Annotated in this window: 15 protein-coding genes; 7 read left to right on the top strand and 8 right to left on the bottom strand. The window is 67.4% G+C overall.

Going from position 1 to position 16495, the window contains the following annotated elements:
- Positions 1-48: 48 nt before the first annotated feature.
- The gene (locus BV210_RS01015) at positions 49-1125 is read right to left on the bottom strand and encodes a phosphotransferase family protein (RefSeq protein WP_077204845.1); all 1077 of its coding nucleotides are present in this window, start codon (positions 1123-1125) and stop codon (positions 49-51) included.
- Positions 1126-1313: 188 nt separating this feature from the next.
- Between BV210_RS01015 and BV210_RS01010 the strand changes: the two genes are divergently transcribed.
- Positions 1314-2534, top strand: coding sequence for an acyl-CoA dehydrogenase family protein (locus tag BV210_RS01010; RefSeq protein ID WP_077204844.1), 1221 nt, complete (start codon positions 1314-1316; stop codon positions 2532-2534).
- A gap of 43 nt (positions 2535-2577) precedes the next feature.
- Positions 2578-4257: a rhomboid family intramembrane serine protease gene (locus BV210_RS01005; protein WP_077204843.1), complete on the top strand. Its 1680-nt coding sequence runs from the start codon at positions 2578-2580 to the stop codon at positions 4255-4257.
- Here the strand turns inward: BV210_RS01005 and BV210_RS01000 are convergent.
- Positions 4254-4877 (bottom strand): METTL5 family protein, encoded by a 624-nt coding sequence (locus BV210_RS01000; RefSeq protein WP_077204842.1) that lies wholly within the window; start codon positions 4875-4877, stop codon positions 4254-4256. The two genes, BV210_RS01005 and BV210_RS01000, sit on opposite strands and share 4 nt — an antisense overlap.
- A 215-nt stretch (positions 4878-5092) precedes the next feature.
- On the opposite strand from BV210_RS01000, the gene BV210_RS00995 reads away from it, so the two are divergent.
- The gene (locus BV210_RS00995; protein ID WP_077204841.1) at positions 5093-6034 is read left to right on the top strand and encodes an alpha/beta hydrolase; all 942 of its coding nucleotides are present in this window, start codon (positions 5093-5095) and stop codon (positions 6032-6034) included.
- Positions 6035-6043: 9 nt separating this feature from the next.
- Here the strand turns inward: BV210_RS00995 and BV210_RS20435 are convergent, their stop codons facing one another.
- The 4 genes from BV210_RS20435 to BV210_RS00975 form a co-directional block, all read right to left on the bottom strand.
- Positions 6044-7117 carry a hypothetical protein gene (locus BV210_RS20435; protein WP_216640633.1) on the bottom strand — a complete coding sequence of 358 codons (1074 nt, stop codon included), beginning with the start codon at positions 7115-7117 and terminating at the stop codon, positions 6044-6046.
- A gap of 128 nt (positions 7118-7245) precedes the next feature.
- Positions 7246-8121, bottom strand: a complete 876-nt coding sequence (locus tag BV210_RS00985) for a hypothetical protein (protein ID WP_077204839.1) — start codon at positions 8119-8121, stop codon at positions 7246-7248.
- A gap of 158 nt (positions 8122-8279) precedes the next feature.
- A complete protein-coding gene (gene dph2 / locus BV210_RS00980) occupies positions 8280-9335 on the bottom strand; it encodes a diphthamide biosynthesis enzyme Dph2 (protein WP_077204838.1) in 1056 nt (351 codons plus the stop codon).
- 64 nt (positions 9336-9399) lie between these two features.
- Positions 9400-10830: a hypothetical protein gene (locus BV210_RS00975; RefSeq protein ID WP_077204837.1), complete on the bottom strand. Its 1431-nt coding sequence runs from the start codon at positions 10828-10830 to the stop codon at positions 9400-9402.
- A gap of 180 nt (positions 10831-11010) precedes the next feature.
- Here BV210_RS00975 and BV210_RS00970 point away from each other — a divergent pair, with 180 nt between their 5' ends.
- The 4 genes from BV210_RS00970 (at position 11011) to BV210_RS00955 (ending at position 14670) form a co-directional block, all read left to right on the top strand.
- Positions 11011-11406 (top strand): YlbF family regulator, encoded by a 396-nt coding sequence (locus BV210_RS00970; protein WP_077204836.1) that lies wholly within the window; start codon positions 11011-11013, stop codon positions 11404-11406.
- Between the two features lie 87 nt (positions 11407-11493).
- Positions 11494-12324: an MBL fold metallo-hydrolase gene (locus tag BV210_RS00965; RefSeq protein ID WP_077204835.1), complete on the top strand. Its 831-nt coding sequence runs from the start codon at positions 11494-11496 to the stop codon at positions 12322-12324.
- A gap of 111 nt (positions 12325-12435) precedes the next feature.
- Positions 12436-13728 (top strand): hypothetical protein, encoded by a 1293-nt coding sequence (locus tag BV210_RS00960; RefSeq protein WP_077204834.1) that lies wholly within the window; start codon positions 12436-12438, stop codon positions 13726-13728.
- A gap of 42 nt (positions 13729-13770) precedes the next feature.
- Positions 13771-14670: a hypothetical protein gene (locus BV210_RS00955; RefSeq protein ID WP_077204833.1), complete on the top strand. Its 900-nt coding sequence runs from the start codon at positions 13771-13773 to the stop codon at positions 14668-14670.
- A gap of 50 nt (positions 14671-14720) precedes the next feature.
- On the opposite strand, the gene BV210_RS00950 is transcribed toward BV210_RS00955, so the two are convergent.
- Entirely contained in the window at positions 14721-15494 is a 774-nt protein-coding gene (locus tag BV210_RS00950; protein WP_077204832.1) for an ABC transporter permease, read from the bottom strand.
- A complete protein-coding gene (locus BV210_RS00945) occupies positions 15491-16453 on the bottom strand; it encodes an ABC transporter ATP-binding protein (protein WP_077204831.1) in 963 nt (320 codons plus the stop codon). The genes BV210_RS00950 and BV210_RS00945 overlap by 4 nt, the downstream gene beginning before the upstream one ends.
- Positions 16454-16495 lie beyond the last annotated feature (42 nt).

Genomic DNA, 16495 nt, shown 5'->3' with positions numbered 1-16495 from the left:
GCCGCGGCGACGGCGACCGTGCCGGTGATAGTCTACGGTTCGGGGGTCTTACAGCGGCTCCTCGCCGTCGATGATACGCTGGGCGCGGTCGGCCAGCGCGGGGACGCCGTGGCGCATCTTCGGGTACATCGGGTCGTCGCTGTTGCCCTCCAGGTAGCGCCGGAAGAACATCTCACCGAGCGCGGCGAGCTTGTACACCGCCAGCGCCCGGTAGAACCGCTCGTTCTCGAACTCGAAACCGGTCGCGTCCTCGTAGCGGGCGACCAGTTCTTGCCGGGTCGGGTAGTCCGGGTTCGCCATGAACGTCGTCGACAGGGTGTCCGTCGACTCGGGCGGGTCGGGGTCCTTCTCGTCCCACCAGTACGACAGCATCCACCCGAGGTCGGTGAGCGGGTCGCCGAGCGTGGCCATCTCCCAGTCGAAGATGCTCGCGATCTCGGGTTCGTCCGCGGGCGCGTACATCACGTTGTCGAGTTTGTAGTCCCCGTGGACGAGCGTCTCGGGGTGGTCCTCTGGAGCGTTCGCTTTCAGCCACTCCATCACGTCGTGGACGACCGGGACCTCGCGCTCGTCGGTCGTGACCTGAAAGGCCCACTCGAACTGCTCGCTCCAGCGCTTTACCTGGCGCTGGGTGAACCCCTCGGGGTAACCGAACTCGCCGAGACCCACGGCCTCGTAGTCGATCGCGTGGATCTCGGCCAGCCGGTCGACGAGTTCCTCGCCCACTTGCCGGCGTGCATCCGCGTTCGCGAACCGGTCGGGCTCTTCGTCCCGGAGGACGGTCCCCTCCTCGCGCTCCATAACGTAGAAGTCCGAGCCGATGACGTCGTGGTCGTCGGTGGCTGCGACAGTGGTCGGGACCCGCACGTCGGTGTCCTGAAGCGCGTCGACGACTCGATACTCCCGCAACACGTCGTGGGCCTTGTCGGCGGTCTCGCCCGGCGGCGGCCGGCGGATGACCAGTTCCTGCTCGCCCCAGGTGACGAACAGCGTCTCGTTGGAGTGGCCTTCCTGATGGTGGGACACGTCGTAGGTGTCGACTGGCCCCAATTGCGCTTCGAGGTACTCGGCCAGTTTCTCCTCGTCGACGATCCGGTCGAAGTACGCCTCGGTCTCGTCGGTCACGGGACGGTCACCTCGGCCGTCGCGACTGTGAACGCTAACATTGTTAGGCCGATTGCGGCCCACGTATGAATAAGTGGGGGTTGGCCCACGCGGGCGCGACCTGACCGGAATATGAACCGGGGGTGATCCGTGGGGCGTGCTGTCACGAGTAGGGGATGTTTTACAATGTTGTGTTTGCAAGGGGTGGTATGGTAGTCGAGTACGAGGATTCCGACACGGCGTCAGAGCTGCGGGAGACGGCCCACGAGTTCGTCCAGAACGAGGTCATTCCCGTCGAACGAGAGTACCTCGGTGACGGGCCAGTGCCCCACGAGAAGATCGCGGATCTCCGCGATATCGCCCAGGAGCGGGGGATCTACTGCCCCCAGATCGACGAGGAGTTCGGTGGCGGTGGGTACGACTTCCGCGACGTGCTCCCGCTGTTCGAGGAGGCCGGCAAGAGCCTGCTCGGACAGGCGGCGATGCGTGTCGACGCGCCCGACGAGGGGAACATGCACACGCTGGAGATGTTCGGGACGGACGAACAGCAAGAGGAGTGGCTGAAACCCCTCGTGGCCGGCGAGGTCCGCTCGGGCTTCTCGATGACCGAGCCGATGCAGGGCGCGGGCTCGGACCCGAAGATGATGCAGACCACGGCGGAGAAAGACGGCGACGAGTGGGTCATCGACGGCCACAAGTGGTGGACCACGCAGGGTGACGAGGCCGATCTACTGCTCGTGATGGCCCGGACGGACATGGACGCCCACCCTTACTCGGGCACGTCGATCATCCTCGTGCCCGCCGACGCCGACGGCGTGGAGATCGTCGAACCGACCCCCCACCTCGGACCGTCCGTCGTCCACGAGAGCCACGCCGAGATCCGGTACGATAACGTCAGGGTCCCGGAGGAGAACCTGCTCGGCCCGGAGAACGAGGGCTTCGCCATCGCGCAGGAACGGCTCGGTCCGGCCCGGCTGACTCACTGCATGCGCTTCTCCGGCATGGCCGAGCGCGCGCTGGGCATCGCCAAGGAGTACATGCAGGAGCGGACGGCGTTCGACGAACAGTTGAGCGAGAAGCAGGCCCAGCGGTTCGCCATCGCCGAGCAGGAGACCAAACTCCACGCCGCGCGGACGATGACGCGCCACGCGGCCGAGAAGATATCCCGCGGCGAGCAGGCCCGCATCGAGGTCGCGATGAGCAAGTACTACACCGCGAACGTCGTCCAGGAGACGATCGACCTGGCGGTCCAGGCATGCGGTGCCTCGGGCATCTCCCGGCACCTCCCGCTCGCGGACTTCTACGAGTCGGTGCGGGCGTTCCGGATCATCGACGGGGCCGACGAGGTCCACAAGCGCTCCATCGCCCGGGAGGCCTTCGAGGAGGAGAACGTCCCCGAGGGCGAACTGGCGAACCTGCCGCGATACTGAGGAGTCCGGTACGCCTAAACGACCGGCGGTCGAGCCACCGGGTATGTCGCCCGGCGCGTTGCAGATCTCGCTGGTGTCTGAGATTCCCGGCTGGGTGTGGACCCTCGGCGTCCTCGCGAGCGTGCTGCTCTCGCTCGGCCTCGTCTTCCGCCTCGAACGACCCCGGGGCCACTGGGGCCACGCCCTCCGTCGCCGATTCGTCCTCGGCGTCCCGTGGGGGACGCTGCTGACGGTCGCCGGCGTCGCTGCCGTCTATCTCTTCGTGCAGGGCGGTCTCGACCATCCCCGGAATCCCGTCGCGCTCCCTTTCCACGCGTGGTCGTACTTCTACCCGCTCGGGATGGTGGCGGCCCCCTTCTCACACGCCGGGCTGAATCACGTCACCGGGAACCTGCAGGCGACGCTCCTGTTCGCCCCCATCGCCGAGTACGCCTGGGGTCACTTCCCTCGTTCCCGGGGGAGCCAGTCGTTCGCCGGTCTCCGGACCAATCCGTTCGTGCGGATGCTCGCCGTCCCCGTGGTCGCCGTCGGCGTCGGGCTCCTGACGGGGGCGTTCTCGTGGGGACCGGTCATCGGCTTTTCGGGCGTCGTGTTCGCTTTCGCCGGGTTCGCGCTGGCCTCGTACCCGATCACCACGGTCGTCGCGCTGGCTGGCAGTCAGGTACTCGGCCTCCTCCTGCGGGCGCTGCGGTCGCCGATCACAGTCGCCGGGTCGGAGACCGTCATCTCCACGCCCGGCTGGGCGCAGGTGGCGATCCAGGGGCACGCGTTCGGCCTGCTGGTCGGACTGCTCCTCGGCGGCTATCTGGCATATCGACGCGACCGGCTTCCGGCACCGGCCCGGCTCTGGCTCGCGACGGTTATCTTCGCGGTCTTTCAGGCGCTGTGGGCCGTCTACGTCCCCGTCAGCGGCGGCCGGTTCGTCCTCTTCCGAGGGGTCGGGGTCGTGATCGTGTTCCTGTTCGCGGTCGTCGCGACGGCCGCCGTCGCCGCCCCCGGTGACCGCACGCTCCTGTCGACGCTCTCGATTCCGGGAACCGCCCGCGAGGTAGTCGTCGATCTCCGGACGCGGGAGCTGGCGGTGATCGTCCTCGGGGCGACGCTCGTCGCGTTCGCCCTGGTCGCCGCCGTGACGAACCTGATCCTGCTCGATCCGGCCGTCTCCGGCGGCGTCAGCGTGGACGACTACACCGTCACCTACGCCGAGAACGTGACTCACCAGTACTACTCCGCGTTCGGACTGGGAGTGTTCGGTGACGGCGAGTTCAACACAAGCGGCGTCATCGTGGCCAGCGACGAGCGGAACTTCTTCTGGACCACCGTCACGAAGGGAGAACTGGCGTTCCACGGCGACCGGACCGTCGTCCTCGGCGGGCCGGGGACCCGCGAGACCGTCGTCGCCAACCGGACCGGCTGGAATCCCGTCGGAAACGAGTCGGCCTACAGTGTCTCGCTCCGGCACGGCGACGACCGCCGCCTCGCGTTCAGTTCACCCCCCACGACCGCACGGCCGCGGATCGCCGGCCGGCAGGTCACCATCGCTCCTGCTGATGGCGGGTTCGACCTTCTGGTCGGAAACGGTAGCGCGAGGCTCGGACGGACGGAGATCCCGTCGGTCGGCTCCAACCGGACCGCCGGCGGGCTGACGTTCAACCGGACGGGAGACGGTGAACTGTTCGCGGCCAGAAACGACACGCGAGTCAGAATTGCGGGCCGGAGCTAGGGCCACTCGATGCGGAACACTTCCGCGTCGATGGTGCGGGACTCGTCGGTGTGGTGGTCGAACTGATTGGGCAACTCGAAGGTGGCCCTGAAGGCGTGGGTGACCTCGCCGCCCTCGTCGTCGGCGAAGGCTTCGACGAACTCCTCGCTGCCCTCGTTGTGGATCGAGTAGGACACGTCCGCGATCTCGGCGGCGGTTTCGAGGAACGCGCGGTCGGCGTGTTCGTTGCCCTTCTGCGCCCCGAACGGGGGGTTCATCACGACCGTCGTCGGGCCGTCGGGATCGAGCGGGACCCGGGTCGCGTCCGCGCGGAGCCACTCGACCGCCGACGCGGAGGCCACCTTCCGCTCGTTCTCCGTCGCGGTCGCGAGCGGCGCTGGATCCACGTCGATCCCGACGACCCGCGTCGGTCCGCGGAGTGCGGCCCCCAGTGCCAGCATTCCCGTCCCACAGCCCAGGTCGACGACGGTCCGATCCTCGATGTCGCCCTGCAGGTCGGCCGTGTGGACCAAATGGGCCGCCAGTTCCGGCGGGGTCCGGTACTGCTCCAGCGACGCCGACGGGTTCTCGAAGCCCGCGACGATCGCCAGTCGCTGTGCCAGCCCGCTTTTCGTACTCATACGGGACACTCACCTCGACGACCGACCCGGAGAACACCTGTGCTCATCGCTACGATGGAATACGCTACATTCATTGAAAAATGTTTGTGTATGCATGGTAGTAATCTCGGATCGCCGCTCGGAGGCAACAGTGGAGTGCTGAGGTATCCGTTCAGTTTACGTCGTTAGGTGAGTGTGGGCCAGAGTTAACACACTCCCGGTCCGTGGGGTACGGTATGGCAGACCAACCCCATCCGCAGGTACAGGCCGTGTTGCAGATGATCGACGACCAGCCCGTGCCGCCGATCCACGCGGTGTCGGTAGCGGAGGCCCGCGGCCAGATGGAGGCGATGGCGTCGATGCGGGGTGACGGCGAGGACGTGGGGAACGTCGAGACCTTCGAGATCCAGGGGCCAGAGGAACCGCTCCCGGTGCGGCTCTACCACCCGGACGGCGACGGGCCTCATCCCGTACTCGTCTACTTCCACGGCGGCGGCTTCGTCATCGGGAGTCTGGAGACACACGACGCGCTCTGTCGGTCGCTCACCAACGCCGCCGACTGTGCGGTGCTGTCGGTCGACTACCGCCTCGCCCCCGAAAACCCCTTCCCGGCGGCCGTCGAGGACGCCTACGCCGCCGTCGAGTGGGTAGCCGACCACGGCGAGCCCGTCGATCTGGACCCCGGCCGGATCGCGGTCGGGGGTGACTCCGCGGGGGCAAATCTAGCGGCCGCGACGACCCTCGCAGTACAGGACCGAGGCGGTCCGGAACTCGCCCACCAGGCGCTGATCTATCCGGTGGTGAGTTCACCGGTCGTCGGCGAGGAGTTCGACTCCTACGAGGAGAACGCCGAGGGGTACTTCCTCGAACGCGACACCATGGAGTGGTTCCACGAGAAGTACGTTCGGGACGAGATCCACCTCCGCAACGAGTACTTCGCGCCGCTGCTCGCCGCCGACCTCTCCGGAGTCCCGTCGGCGACGATCGTCACTGCCGGCTTCGACCCGCTCCGGGACGAGGGGATCGCCTACGCCGACCGCCTCGAATCCGAGGGCGTCGACGTGACCCGCGACCACTACGAGGACATGATCCACGGCTTCGCCAGCATGGTCGGCGTCGTCGACGCCGCCGAGGAGTCCATCGACAGTATCGCCGCGGACCTCGACGACGCCTTCTGAGCTACCGGTCTACGGGCCACCCGGACCCGGCCCACCCGGACCCGGCCCGCCCGGACCCGGCCCGCCCGGACCTGGCCCTTGTCCCGGACCTGGCCCTTGTCCCGGACCTCGATCAGTTCCCGGCTCGCCCGGACCCGGCCCTGGACCCGGTCCGGGGCCCATCCCCGGTCCGGCGGGCGTTCGTGCCTCGTCTCGCGCTTCGGAGAGCCAGTCGGGTTCGTCGACGGTCGTCACGCCGACCTCCTCGACGGTGAGTCGGTAGGACATCGTCACGTCCTGGGCTGGGGCCTCGACCGTCGCGTTCACGGCTCTGACGACACCACGGTCGTCGACGGCGAGCGTGACGTTCCCGGTGGCGTCGAGTCGGCCCCGCTCCATCTCGATCGGGGCCGTCAGCGTGACGGTATCCGGTCCGGTGTCGGCCTCGGCGAGGGGTTCCTCGGCGACGGTGAACTCGCCGGTGCCGTTGTCGAGCGCCACGAGTACGCTGCCGGGCACGTCGTGTCCGGCCATCGGTCCGTGGCCGGCCGGGGCCATCGGGCCGGGTGGCTGTGCCGTATCGTTCGAGCCCTGCTGGGGACCGTAGCCTGCCATCGGGCCGTACCGGGTCGGCATCTCCCGGTACGTCACGTTGCCGGCCCGCTCCATGCGGACGAACCGCTCGTCGTCGTCCGTCCAGACCGAGAGCTGGCTGGTTCGGCCGAGCATCGTCGCGTTCGTGACGGACAGCGACCGGTTCCCGTCCGTCGCCGTCTCGGACACGTTCAACGTGTGACTGATCGTGTCGTTCATCTCGACGCTGATATTCTCCGTCGCCCGGTACCCCTCCGACCGCAACACGTCACTGTGATTGCCGTACAGCGCTGTCAGGTTCACCGACCCGTTCTCGACGGCCGCCTCGGGCAACGTCGCGAGCGGGTCATCACCGTCACCATCGTCGGCGTCCGTCGGTGTCTCGTCTGGCGTTTCTTGCTGGGACAGGACGTCGCCGGCCGCGACCGACTGCCCGGCTGCCGAGCCGATGGCGGCCACTGTGCCGACAGCGAGCACGATGACCACGCAGAGTGTTACTGTGCGAACCACGGAGGGCGTGCCACGGCAAGCGACGTAGGCGCTCTTGCAGACTACCCCGCCGTCGTCGTGGCTCCCCGTGGCTCGCTCACCTGACGTGGCCGAGTTGGTCGCGGTCTGGGTTCGGGTGGTTTCGACTCTCAGTCGCCGCTGGCGGCGGGCGCAGAGCCGAGTCGATCTCGGGTCGGCGACCGCTCCGATTCGGTGGCGTTCGCCGACACGTTCGCGGTCCAGTCGGGCTGTCGTACGCTCTCGACGCCGAGGTCGACGAGCCGGTAGGTCATCCGCTCGGTCCCGTCGGCGGTGGATCGGGTCGCGGTCGCGTTCCGGACGATGCCGCGGTCGTCGACCCGGAGGGTCAACGTTCCGGGGTTCGCGTCCCGTTCGGCCGTCCGTTCGAGCGGTGCGGCCAGCGTCACCACCCGGTGACCGTCGACCGTCTCCGCGTCGGTGACGACGAACTCGCCGTCGACGCGACTGAACGCCGCGGCGAAGGGGTCGGTCGTCGGCGGAACCGGGGTGACCGGGACGCGTCCGGCCACGTCGTAGCTATCGGCTCCGTCGGTCGCCTCTCGCGTGAACCGGTAGCTGTCGTTGGCCCAGACGGTCGTGGCGCTGGTCGCTCCCTGCCCGTCGGTCTCGCGCTCGACGAGCAACAGGTTCGACCCGTTTTCGGTCGCCCGATACGTCTGGTTCCGCGTCGCGATCACCGAGCCGTCGGCTCGCCGGGTCGCGTTGGTCACGGCGACGTAGCCGCGTTCGGAGAGGGCGCTCCGGTGTGATTCGAGGACGGCAGAGATGTTGGCGGTGCCGTTCGCAGTGACGCCGGGAACGGACGCGTTCCCGGTGTCGGCTGCGCTATCGGAGGAATCGGATGGAGGGTCGGAACCGAGTGCGAAGTCACCGGCGATCTGGCCGGCCGCAGCCACAAGCGCGGTGCCGGCCGTCAGAACGAACGTGACGCCGACGGCGACGAGCACGACGATTCCGACTGTGACGAGTGGCGTCCGTGACACGTTCGAAAACAGAACCCCGGGGGTTGAATGACATTCTGCGGATCCGTCGCCACCTGCGCGTCGGATACTTGCGGCATCGACGCGAAGCGGATCGAAAATCGTCCTCGCTCGAATTCAGGTTCCGTCCGGGATGGTCCCCGCGCGCTCTCGCGCGCAGGTCACCAGGTGCCGTGGAAGGTGTCGAAGGAGAGTTCGTCGAGTGGTTTCTGTCCCGTCGCGATCTCGTACTCGCCGGGGGTGAGCATCGGCTTCTTGAACTGCGGGCCGTCGTCGGTCGTGATCCGCGGACAGCCCGTGTTGACGTAGGCGTCGAACCCGAAGTTCGTCAGTCGGTCGGGCGTCACCTCGTCCATCGTGATCAGGTAGGCGTCGTCGTTTTCCTCGACGATCTCCTCGGCCTGATCCCAGCGACCCTGACCGATCTTGGTACAGAAGATGACGCCCCACTCCTCGGCGTCCATTGCCTTGTGGACCGAGGCGTAGCGCTGCTTGAGGAACTTCTCGGGGTCGGCGACGGTGACGGCGTTGTTCACCGGGTCGGCGATGACGACGTGTTTGTCGGGGTGTTCCATCGCGAGGCCGAGCGGGTGGAACTTCCCGCCGCCGACGTAGAGGATCTGGTCGGCGTCCACGTCCGCGCTGGCGTAGTTACAGCCGAGTACCTGCCCCTCGTGGGTCAGCCGGTCGTCGCCACGGCGGGTGTGGACCTCGTAGTCGCGCTCTTCCAGCCACTCGCGCATCTCCTCGAACTTGTTCATGTGCTGGGCGGTCGTCACCAGCCCCACGTCCGGGTCGTCCTCGGGGTCGGCGAGTTCGGAAAGCGACTCCTCCATGATCGGCGTGACGGAGACGTTCGAGAAGAGGGGAACGTAGATAATCTTCTCCGACTCCTTCATCGGGCTGTGGCCGAAGTGGACGAACACGTCGGTCCGGCGCATCATGTAGGTATCGAGGTCGCAGGCCCCGTAGCAGGGCTGGCCCGAGGTCATGATCGTCACGTCGTCGGGGAGCTCTTCCCGGAGGTCGTCGGTGACGGCGCTGGCCCGGCGTTTCAGCCCCTCGGGAAACTGCAGACCGACCGTCTCTGCGTCGCGCTCGGCGACGGCCTCGGTGATCCGGTCGAGTTCGTAGTCCCACTCGCGGTCGTGTTTCAGGGACATGCCCGTGCCCCGGAGGTCCCCCTCCGGATACTGGTCCGACGAGTCCTGGCTCATTGCACCCGCCTAACCGACGAGCGCGTAAAACGCCGACGTTTTCCCGATACCCGGCTCCAACCTCTCAGGCTGGCCGGCCCGGCCGCTCGTCCCGTCCGTCGGCGTCCTCCTCGGCGAGACCGTCGAGGTAGCGGTACAGCGGCACCGATCCGACACCGCTCAGCAGGACCGACAACACGAGAAAGACGCCCGCGGGTCCCGCGTCGGACAGTAGCGCCCACAGGCCGCCGAGCAGCCCCGTCCGTGCCGGCCCGCCAGGGTAAAAGCCCGCGACCGGCGTGGTCCCGTCGACGTAGCGGTCGAGCCAGCCGTCCATCCGGTGGCCTGTGACGGCGGCGACCGCGTCCTTGAAGTCGGCGTAGGTGACCAGTCCGTCGTGGGTGTTCAGCCGGCGGAACACGTCCTCCAGGGATCGTTTACCGTCCGTCGAGAGCCGGATATTCCGGTCCACGAGCGCGAGGACGCGCGCGCCTTTCGTGTACGGGACGTGCGGGTCGTCCCACGACCCGGGGTCGGTCAGCGCCGCCGCCTTCGGCTCGCCGTCGAGGTGGGCTTCCATCGCGGCCCTGTCGATCCGACCCTGTTCGTGGGCCAGTCGGGCGGCGTAGTACTCGGCGCTTGCCTCCCGGAACCAGCGCATGTCCGCGGCGAGGCGGAAGTCCTGCCGGGTGTGGACGTACTCGTGGAGCCACACACTGTTGGGGTCGTCGAGCCGCGTATCGGCGTTGATCCACCCCTCGTCGTCGACCGGGAACGACTCGCCGCCGCGACGGACCGGACTCCCCAGCGCGAACAGCAACACGTCGTCACCGCGGTCGCCCACGTCCAGTCGGTCGGCGGCGTCGGCGAGCGCCGCCGTCAGGTCGGTCGCGTCCGGCCCGAGCTCAGTATTAACGGGTCTGACGATGCGAATCTCCCCACCGGCGGCTGTGACTGTCGTCTGGTGGTGCTCGCCGACGAGTGCGTACCGATCGCCCGCCGTGACGGACGCCGACCTGCCCCGAACGTTCCCAAGGAGTCGCCGGCGGTCGATGCGTCCGTCGTCTGCCGCCCAGCGCAGTTCCACGAGGGGGACCCGGCCCAGCAGCCATCCCTCGGCGGCGAAGAACTCGCCGTCACTACCGGAACGGTCGGTCGCCGAGACGGTCGTCCGAACGCGGACGGTGGCCTCGTCGCCGTCTTCCGGCCGAAGCCAGGTCCGCCCGTCGCGTACCGTGGCCGACATCCCGTCGGTCGCCGTCACTGTCGCGTCACGGCCGACGACGACACTCACGCGGTCGTACGTCGACAGGTCGTCGAAGGCGAGTTCGTAGTCGAGCGCGCCGGTCGCCCCGACGCGCTCGACCGTGGCCGTGACGGGTGGCCCGCCGTCGACGGTCGCGTTCGCCACACTGCTGGTGGGTGCAGCGCCGGCCCCTCCAGCCGCGACCGTCGTGAATACGATTATCGATAATAAATAGGTCACGACGGCCCACACGGTTACGTCCCGATACATCACTGAACCTCTCTATTAGACGCATTCTTTCACACCGATATATCACTGGCTCTCGAAATATCGATACTGATACCAAGAAGTGGCCAGGTGGTTGCCGAGGCCGGTGGGCGACGAGCTGTGTGGGCGGTCCCGGCGGACGGTTCGGCAGGTTGAAGCCGTTGAAGAACGAAGGCCACGGCGATGAGCATCGATACGGAATCCGGCGAGACGCCCCAGTCGACAGTCGACCAGCTCAGCCGCGACCTCGGTGAGGCGATCGCCGATCTGCCGGCCTACCAGCGGTTCGAGGAGGCCAAGGAAGCCGTCGAGAACGACGAGGAAGCTCAGGAGAAGATCCAGGAGTTCGAGGAGTTCCGTGAGGAGTTCATGCTGGCCCGCCAGACCGGCGAGGCGACACAGGACGACCTCCGCGAACTACAGGCCAAACAGGAGGCGCTCCACGACATCCCCGTGATGGCCGAGTTCCTGCAGGCTCAGAACGAACTCGAACTCCACCTCCAGGAGATCAACGAGACCATCTCCGAGCCCCTGCGGATCGACTTCGGCCAGAAGGCCGGCGGTTGCTGCGAGGACTGAGGTCCACCTTCTTCTGTCTACTCTCGACTCACGGCCAGCGGTGCGTGGGTCGAAATCCTCTTTGGAGGTCCCGGCGGATCCACGGACATGGTTCACAGCGACTGGGGCGACTGGCTGCCCGCGGCCGTCGCCGACGCCGATCCCGACGGACTGGCGATCTGGTATCTCGGCTGTAACGGCTTCGTCCTGAAAGCCCACGACGGGACGACCGTCTTCGTCGACCCGTACCTCGGCACCGGCGACCCGCCCCGGACCGTGCGGATGATTCCGGTCCCGTTCGACCCGACCGACGTGCGCGAGGCCGACGCCGTCCTGGCGACCCACGAACACTCCGATCACGTCCACGGGCCGAGTCAGGCCCCGATCCTCGCCGAAACCGGTGCCGACTACGTCGGTCCGGACGACTCGCTCGCAGTCGCCGACGAAGAGGGCTGGACCGACGAGTGGGGCGTCGACGACGCACAGTTCCACGAGGTGAGCGAGGGCGATACGTTCGAGGTCGGGAGTCTCACGATCCACGTCGAGGCGGCCAACGATCCCGACGCGACCCATCCCGTCTCTTACGTCTTCGAACACGACGCCGGGACCTTCTTCCACGGCGGCGACGCTCGCCCCGGCGAGCCGTTCGAGACTGTCGGCGACAACTACGACCTCGACCTCGGCGTCCTCGCGTTCGGCTCGGACGGCCATATCCTCGACAAACAGACGCGCGAGCCCAAGTACACGAAGTGGTACAGCGACGAGAACGAGATCAGCGAGGCCGCCCGTCAGCTGGAACTCGACCGTCTGCTCCCGACCCACTGGGACATGTGGAAGGGGCTGACCGCGGACCCGACGGCACTGCACGACCACGTCCGGAGTCACGAGTATCCCCGGCGTCTCGAAATCGCCGAGATCGGCGATCGGGTCGACCTGTAAGCGGCCGTTACCCCTCGGGTTTCGGGGCCGGTGACAGGTGCGTGTGAGTAACTACCACGCCCCGAGAAACGGTACGTAGCTTTAATACCGTTGGTTACTCGACGTGTAAGTATGAGCGAATCGCAAAATTACGAGGAGGTGACCGTCGCCTCGGACGGGGTCACCGTGATCAAGACGTTCGAGGCCGACGCGTTTCCTGTTCCGGCGATCGCGTTCCGGATCGACTCGGACAGGACGGAGGCGGTGACGGTCAGGCTGGTCGACGAGGTGCCCGAAAACGTCGCCGTAGAGGATCTGGGGTTCCATCCGGAGTACGGCAGCGAGTACTGGACGATCGAGGACGACGAGATCACCTTCGAGCGGGAGATCGAGGCCGAAGAGCAGTACACGACCGTCTACGGGATTCGGGCGACCGGGACGGACAACGTCGAGCAGTTCCTCACCGAACCCGAACTCGCGGAGGTCGACCCGCCGCTCGAGGACGAGGACGGCGTGGTGGGCGGGAGCGGCAGCGACGTGGTCCGCGACGTGATCTCCGGCAACGCGGATTCGGTCCCCGGACTCGACGACGACGAGGCCGAGGAAGAGGACATCGGCACACTTGATCTGACCGATCCCAACGCGGAACAGGGGGAGGCGGACCCCGAGGAGGTCGATCTCGTCGACGACGGTGACGACGAGGACGAGGAGGAAGCCGAAGAAGCCGAAGAAGCCGACGCCGAGGAAGAGGACGAGGCGGAGACCGACGACGAAGCCGAGGAGACCGAGGCGGAAGCCGAGACCGAGAGCGAGACCGATGACGCCGACACCGCGGAGAGCGAACCCGACACTGGCGGGTCGCTCGACGTGGAGAGCGTCGCATCGGCGCTCGCCACCGAGATCGAAGCAGGCGAGGTCGACGACGACGATCTCGACGTGCTCCGTGAAGAGCTCGAAATCGAGGGCGGTAGCGGCGCTGGGACCGGCGGTGCCGTCGAGGCCCGCATCGAGAAACTCCAGAGCGACGTGAGCGAACTCGACGCGTACGTCGACGCGCTGGAGGAGTTCCTCGAGGAGAACGGTACCGGGCAGGACCTGATCGAGGGGCTCCAGGACGACGTGGCGAACCTCGAAGACCAGCTCGGGGGGCTGGAAGACGACATCGAGGACAACAGCCAGCAGGTCGCCTCGCTCGAAGACAGCGTCGGGGGCATCCAGAGCGACCTCCAGTCGCTGAAAGGGGACGTGAAGGACGTCGACGACGACATCGACGAGATCGAGGGGGCCATCGACGATCTGGAGGACGAACTCGACGATATCGATCAGGTCGACGACCGCGTCGACGACATCGAGGACGACATCGTGGAACTCAAAGAGTGGCGCGAACAGCTCAGCAACGTTCTGGGCGCGGCCGACGGCGACTAGAAACCGGACGCGTTTTACTCTCGGCTCGCGACCTGTCTCCTAATGACTACTGTCCGCGTCGCCGTCCCGCGCAAGGGACGGCCGCTGGAGGCCGTCCTCGAACGGCTCGCGGCCCGGACGGGCACGACCGACCTCGCCGACGACGTCATCTCGACGCTCCAGTACGAGAAAGCGATCACCAAGGACAACCAGACCGCCGAGCGTGACGTGTACGACCGGCTGGCGGCCTATTCTGACACCGACGACCCGTCGGCCCCGGAGTTCACGCTCCTGCGCGACGACCGCGCCGGCATGCCCCGCCGGATCGTCTTCGACAGCCTCACGCTCGATCTGGACGGGTACGACCTCCAACTGGTGGGCCGCGAGGAGCCCTTCCGCGCGCTCCGGACCCACGAGTTCGCCCTCGGGTTCGACAGCGCCGACCTCGTCCTCGAAGAGGTGGTCGGACTCGACACCGAACCCCTTACGGGGCTGGACGAGGTCAACGACCGGATCGACCCCCGCGACACCGACGTGCGGGTGGTCTCCGGCCTCGGCGATACCGTCTGGCACACACTGCTCGCGACGCCGGACATCCAGCGACAACTCGACGCGGATCTCGACCGGTCGTTCGTCGATGCCTACGAGGGGAAACTGTGTATCTCACCTCGCTACGAGCGCCTCGTCGAGGCCGTCCTCGGGTCCGACGCCGTCGAAGGCATCGAGTTCACGTATCCCGAGGAGGGCGCGGTCGAGGAGGCGGCCATCGCGGACACCGGTATCGGTGTGTATCTGACGGTGACCGGATCGACCGCTCACGAATACGGCCTGGAACTGGGGGAACGCCTGTTCCCGAGCGAGACGGTGATGCTCGAAAACGTCGCGGAGACGACCGACGCGACCCGGCAGGCGACCGACCTGTTCGTCGGCGCGGATCTGGAGACGAAACTCGCCAGCACCTGACTACGCGGTCGACGAGTCCACGCCGCTATGCGAAGTACGGCCCTCCCCTCTCAGTCCGTCCGCGGGAGTGCGGCCGCCCCACCTGCGAAGAAGACCAGCGTCAACCCGGCCAGCACGCCGAGGTAGAACAGCGGTCCCGTCGGCAGACCTGCCAGCGGTTCGATCCCCGGGCCGTAGGTCGCCGCCCGCACGCCTCGTGAGAAGTACGTCAATGGCGAGAGCAGGATGGCGGGGCGGAACCACTCGGGCAGCATCGACGGCGGGACGAACGTCTCGGAGAGAAAGAGCAGCGGCAGGGCGATGCCGTTGCTCGCGGCGATGACGCCGTCCTGTGACCCGGCGAAACTGCCGATCAGTGCGCCCCCGCCACAGAACAGCGCGACGCCGAGGCCGACGAACGGGATCAACAGGGGCGAGAACGCGATCTCGGCGCCGGTCACGAGGACGATCAGGCCGAGCAGGAGCAGGCCGGCCAGCCCGATGATGGCCACGTTGACCAGCGTCTGGGCCAGCAGCCACTCCCAGCTGGCGAGTGGCGTGGTCGCCAGTTTCTCGAACTGGTTGCCCTCGCGGTGGCGGGCAACCTCGCTTCCAACCCGCGAGAGCGGTGTGAACAGGACCACGACCGCGAGATAGCCCGGCACGTAGTAAGCCGCCGGTTCGGTGAACAGGCCGGTCCCGCCCGCGCCGGTCTGGACGAGCGACCCGAAGATCAGGATGATGATCACCGGGAAGAAGAAGGTGAAGAAGACGGCCGTCCGCCGCCGGAGGAACGACTTCCCGGCGGCGACGGTTGCCGCCCAGATCCGACCGACAGCGCTCACGATCGGTCACCTCCAGTTACTTTGCCACCGTCGGCCAGCGGCGTCTCCCCGCGGCTGACCGTCTCGCCGCTCGCCGTGACAGCTTGCCCCGTCAGATCCAGGTACACGTCTTCGAGGTCGGGTTCGGTCCACTCGATCGAGTCGCAGGTCGCCCCGGCCGAATCGAGGGCGGCGACGACCTCGCCGATCTCCTCGGGCGGCACGTCGTAGACCGTCAGCCGGCCCTCGGCGAGTTCGGCGGGGTAACCCAGATCACCGGTGATCGCAGGCTCGGCGTCGGTGTCGATCACCAGTCGACTCTCCCCGCCGTGCTCGGCGATCAGCGCCGCCGGCGAGTCGCGGGCGACGAGTCGGCCGTCGGCCAGCAGGCCCACCTCGTCGGCCAGTCGTTCCGCTTCGGCCATGTAGTGGGTCGTCAGAAAGACCGTCGTCCCGCCGGCAGCGAGATCCTCGATCAGCCGCCAGAGTGCCCGCCGACCTGCGGGGTCGATGCCCGTCGTCGGTTCGTCGAGCACGAGCAGGTCGGGGTCGTTGACCAGCGCCGTCCCGACACAGACACGGCGCTGTTGGCCACCGGAGAGGTTCTCGTACCAGGTATCGGCGTCCTCGGCGAGTCCCACGTCGGCCAGCACGTCGTCGACCGGGCGGGCGTCGTCGTAGAGCCCGCCGTAGTAGTCGAGCAGTTCACGGGCGGTGAGCCGGGCGGGCGGATCGAACGACTGAGGGAGCGAGCCGAGTCGCGCCCGCTCGACCTCGCGGGGCGATTTCCCGAACACCTCGACCGTCCCCTCGGCGTCGGTGGTACCGAGCAGTGCCCGGACGAGGGTGGTCTTTCCCGCGCCGTTGGGCCCGATCAGCGCGAACACGTCCCCCTCGTCGACCGTGAGCGAGACGCCGTCGAGTGCGGTCGTGTCGCCGTAGCTCCGACGAACGTCCTCGGCGACGACGGCTGCTGTCATTGTCGAATCGGGGTCCGGATCCGTCCTAAGCCCGTCGATTCG

The sequence above is a fragment of the Halorientalis sp. IM1011 genome, from assembly GCF_001989615.1.
Lineage (GTDB): Archaea > Halobacteriota > Halobacteria > Halobacteriales > Haloarculaceae > Halorientalis.
Note: the sequence above shows the minus strand (reverse complement) of the source record. Positions and strands in the feature narration are given on the sequence as shown.

Bases quoted from the DNA above. Each gene is read 5' to 3' on its own strand.
- BV210_RS01010 (WP_077204844.1), top strand. From the start codon at position 1,314: ATGGTAGTCGAGTACGAGGATTCCGACACGGCGTCAGAGCTGCGGGAG.
- BV210_RS01005 (WP_077204843.1), top strand. From the start codon at position 2,578: ATGTCGCCCGGCGCGTTGCAGATCTCGCTGGTGTCTGAGATTCCCGGC.
- BV210_RS01000 (WP_077204842.1), bottom strand. From the start codon at position 4,877: ATGAGTACGAAAAGCGGGCTGGCACAGCGACTGGCGATCGTCGCGGGC.
- BV210_RS00995 (WP_077204841.1), top strand. From the start codon at position 5,093: ATGGCAGACCAACCCCATCCGCAGGTACAGGCCGTGTTGCAGATGATC.
- dph2 (WP_077204838.1), bottom strand. From the start codon at position 9,335: ATGAGCCAGGACTCGTCGGACCAGTATCCGGAGGGGGACCTCCGGGGC.
- BV210_RS00975 (WP_077204837.1), bottom strand. From the start codon at position 10,830: ATGTATCGGGACGTAACCGTGTGGGCCGTCGTGACCTATTTATTATCG.
- BV210_RS00970 (WP_077204836.1), top strand. From the start codon at position 11,011: ATGAGCATCGATACGGAATCCGGCGAGACGCCCCAGTCGACAGTCGAC.
- BV210_RS00965 (WP_077204835.1), top strand. From the start codon at position 11,494: ATGGTTCACAGCGACTGGGGCGACTGGCTGCCCGCGGCCGTCGCCGAC.
- BV210_RS00960 (WP_077204834.1), top strand. From the start codon at position 12,436: ATGAGCGAATCGCAAAATTACGAGGAGGTGACCGTCGCCTCGGACGGG.
- BV210_RS00955 (WP_077204833.1), top strand. From the start codon at position 13,771: ATGACTACTGTCCGCGTCGCCGTCCCGCGCAAGGGACGGCCGCTGGAG.
- BV210_RS00945 (WP_077204831.1), bottom strand. From the start codon at position 16,453: ATGACAGCAGCCGTCGTCGCCGAGGACGTTCGTCGGAGCTACGGCGAC.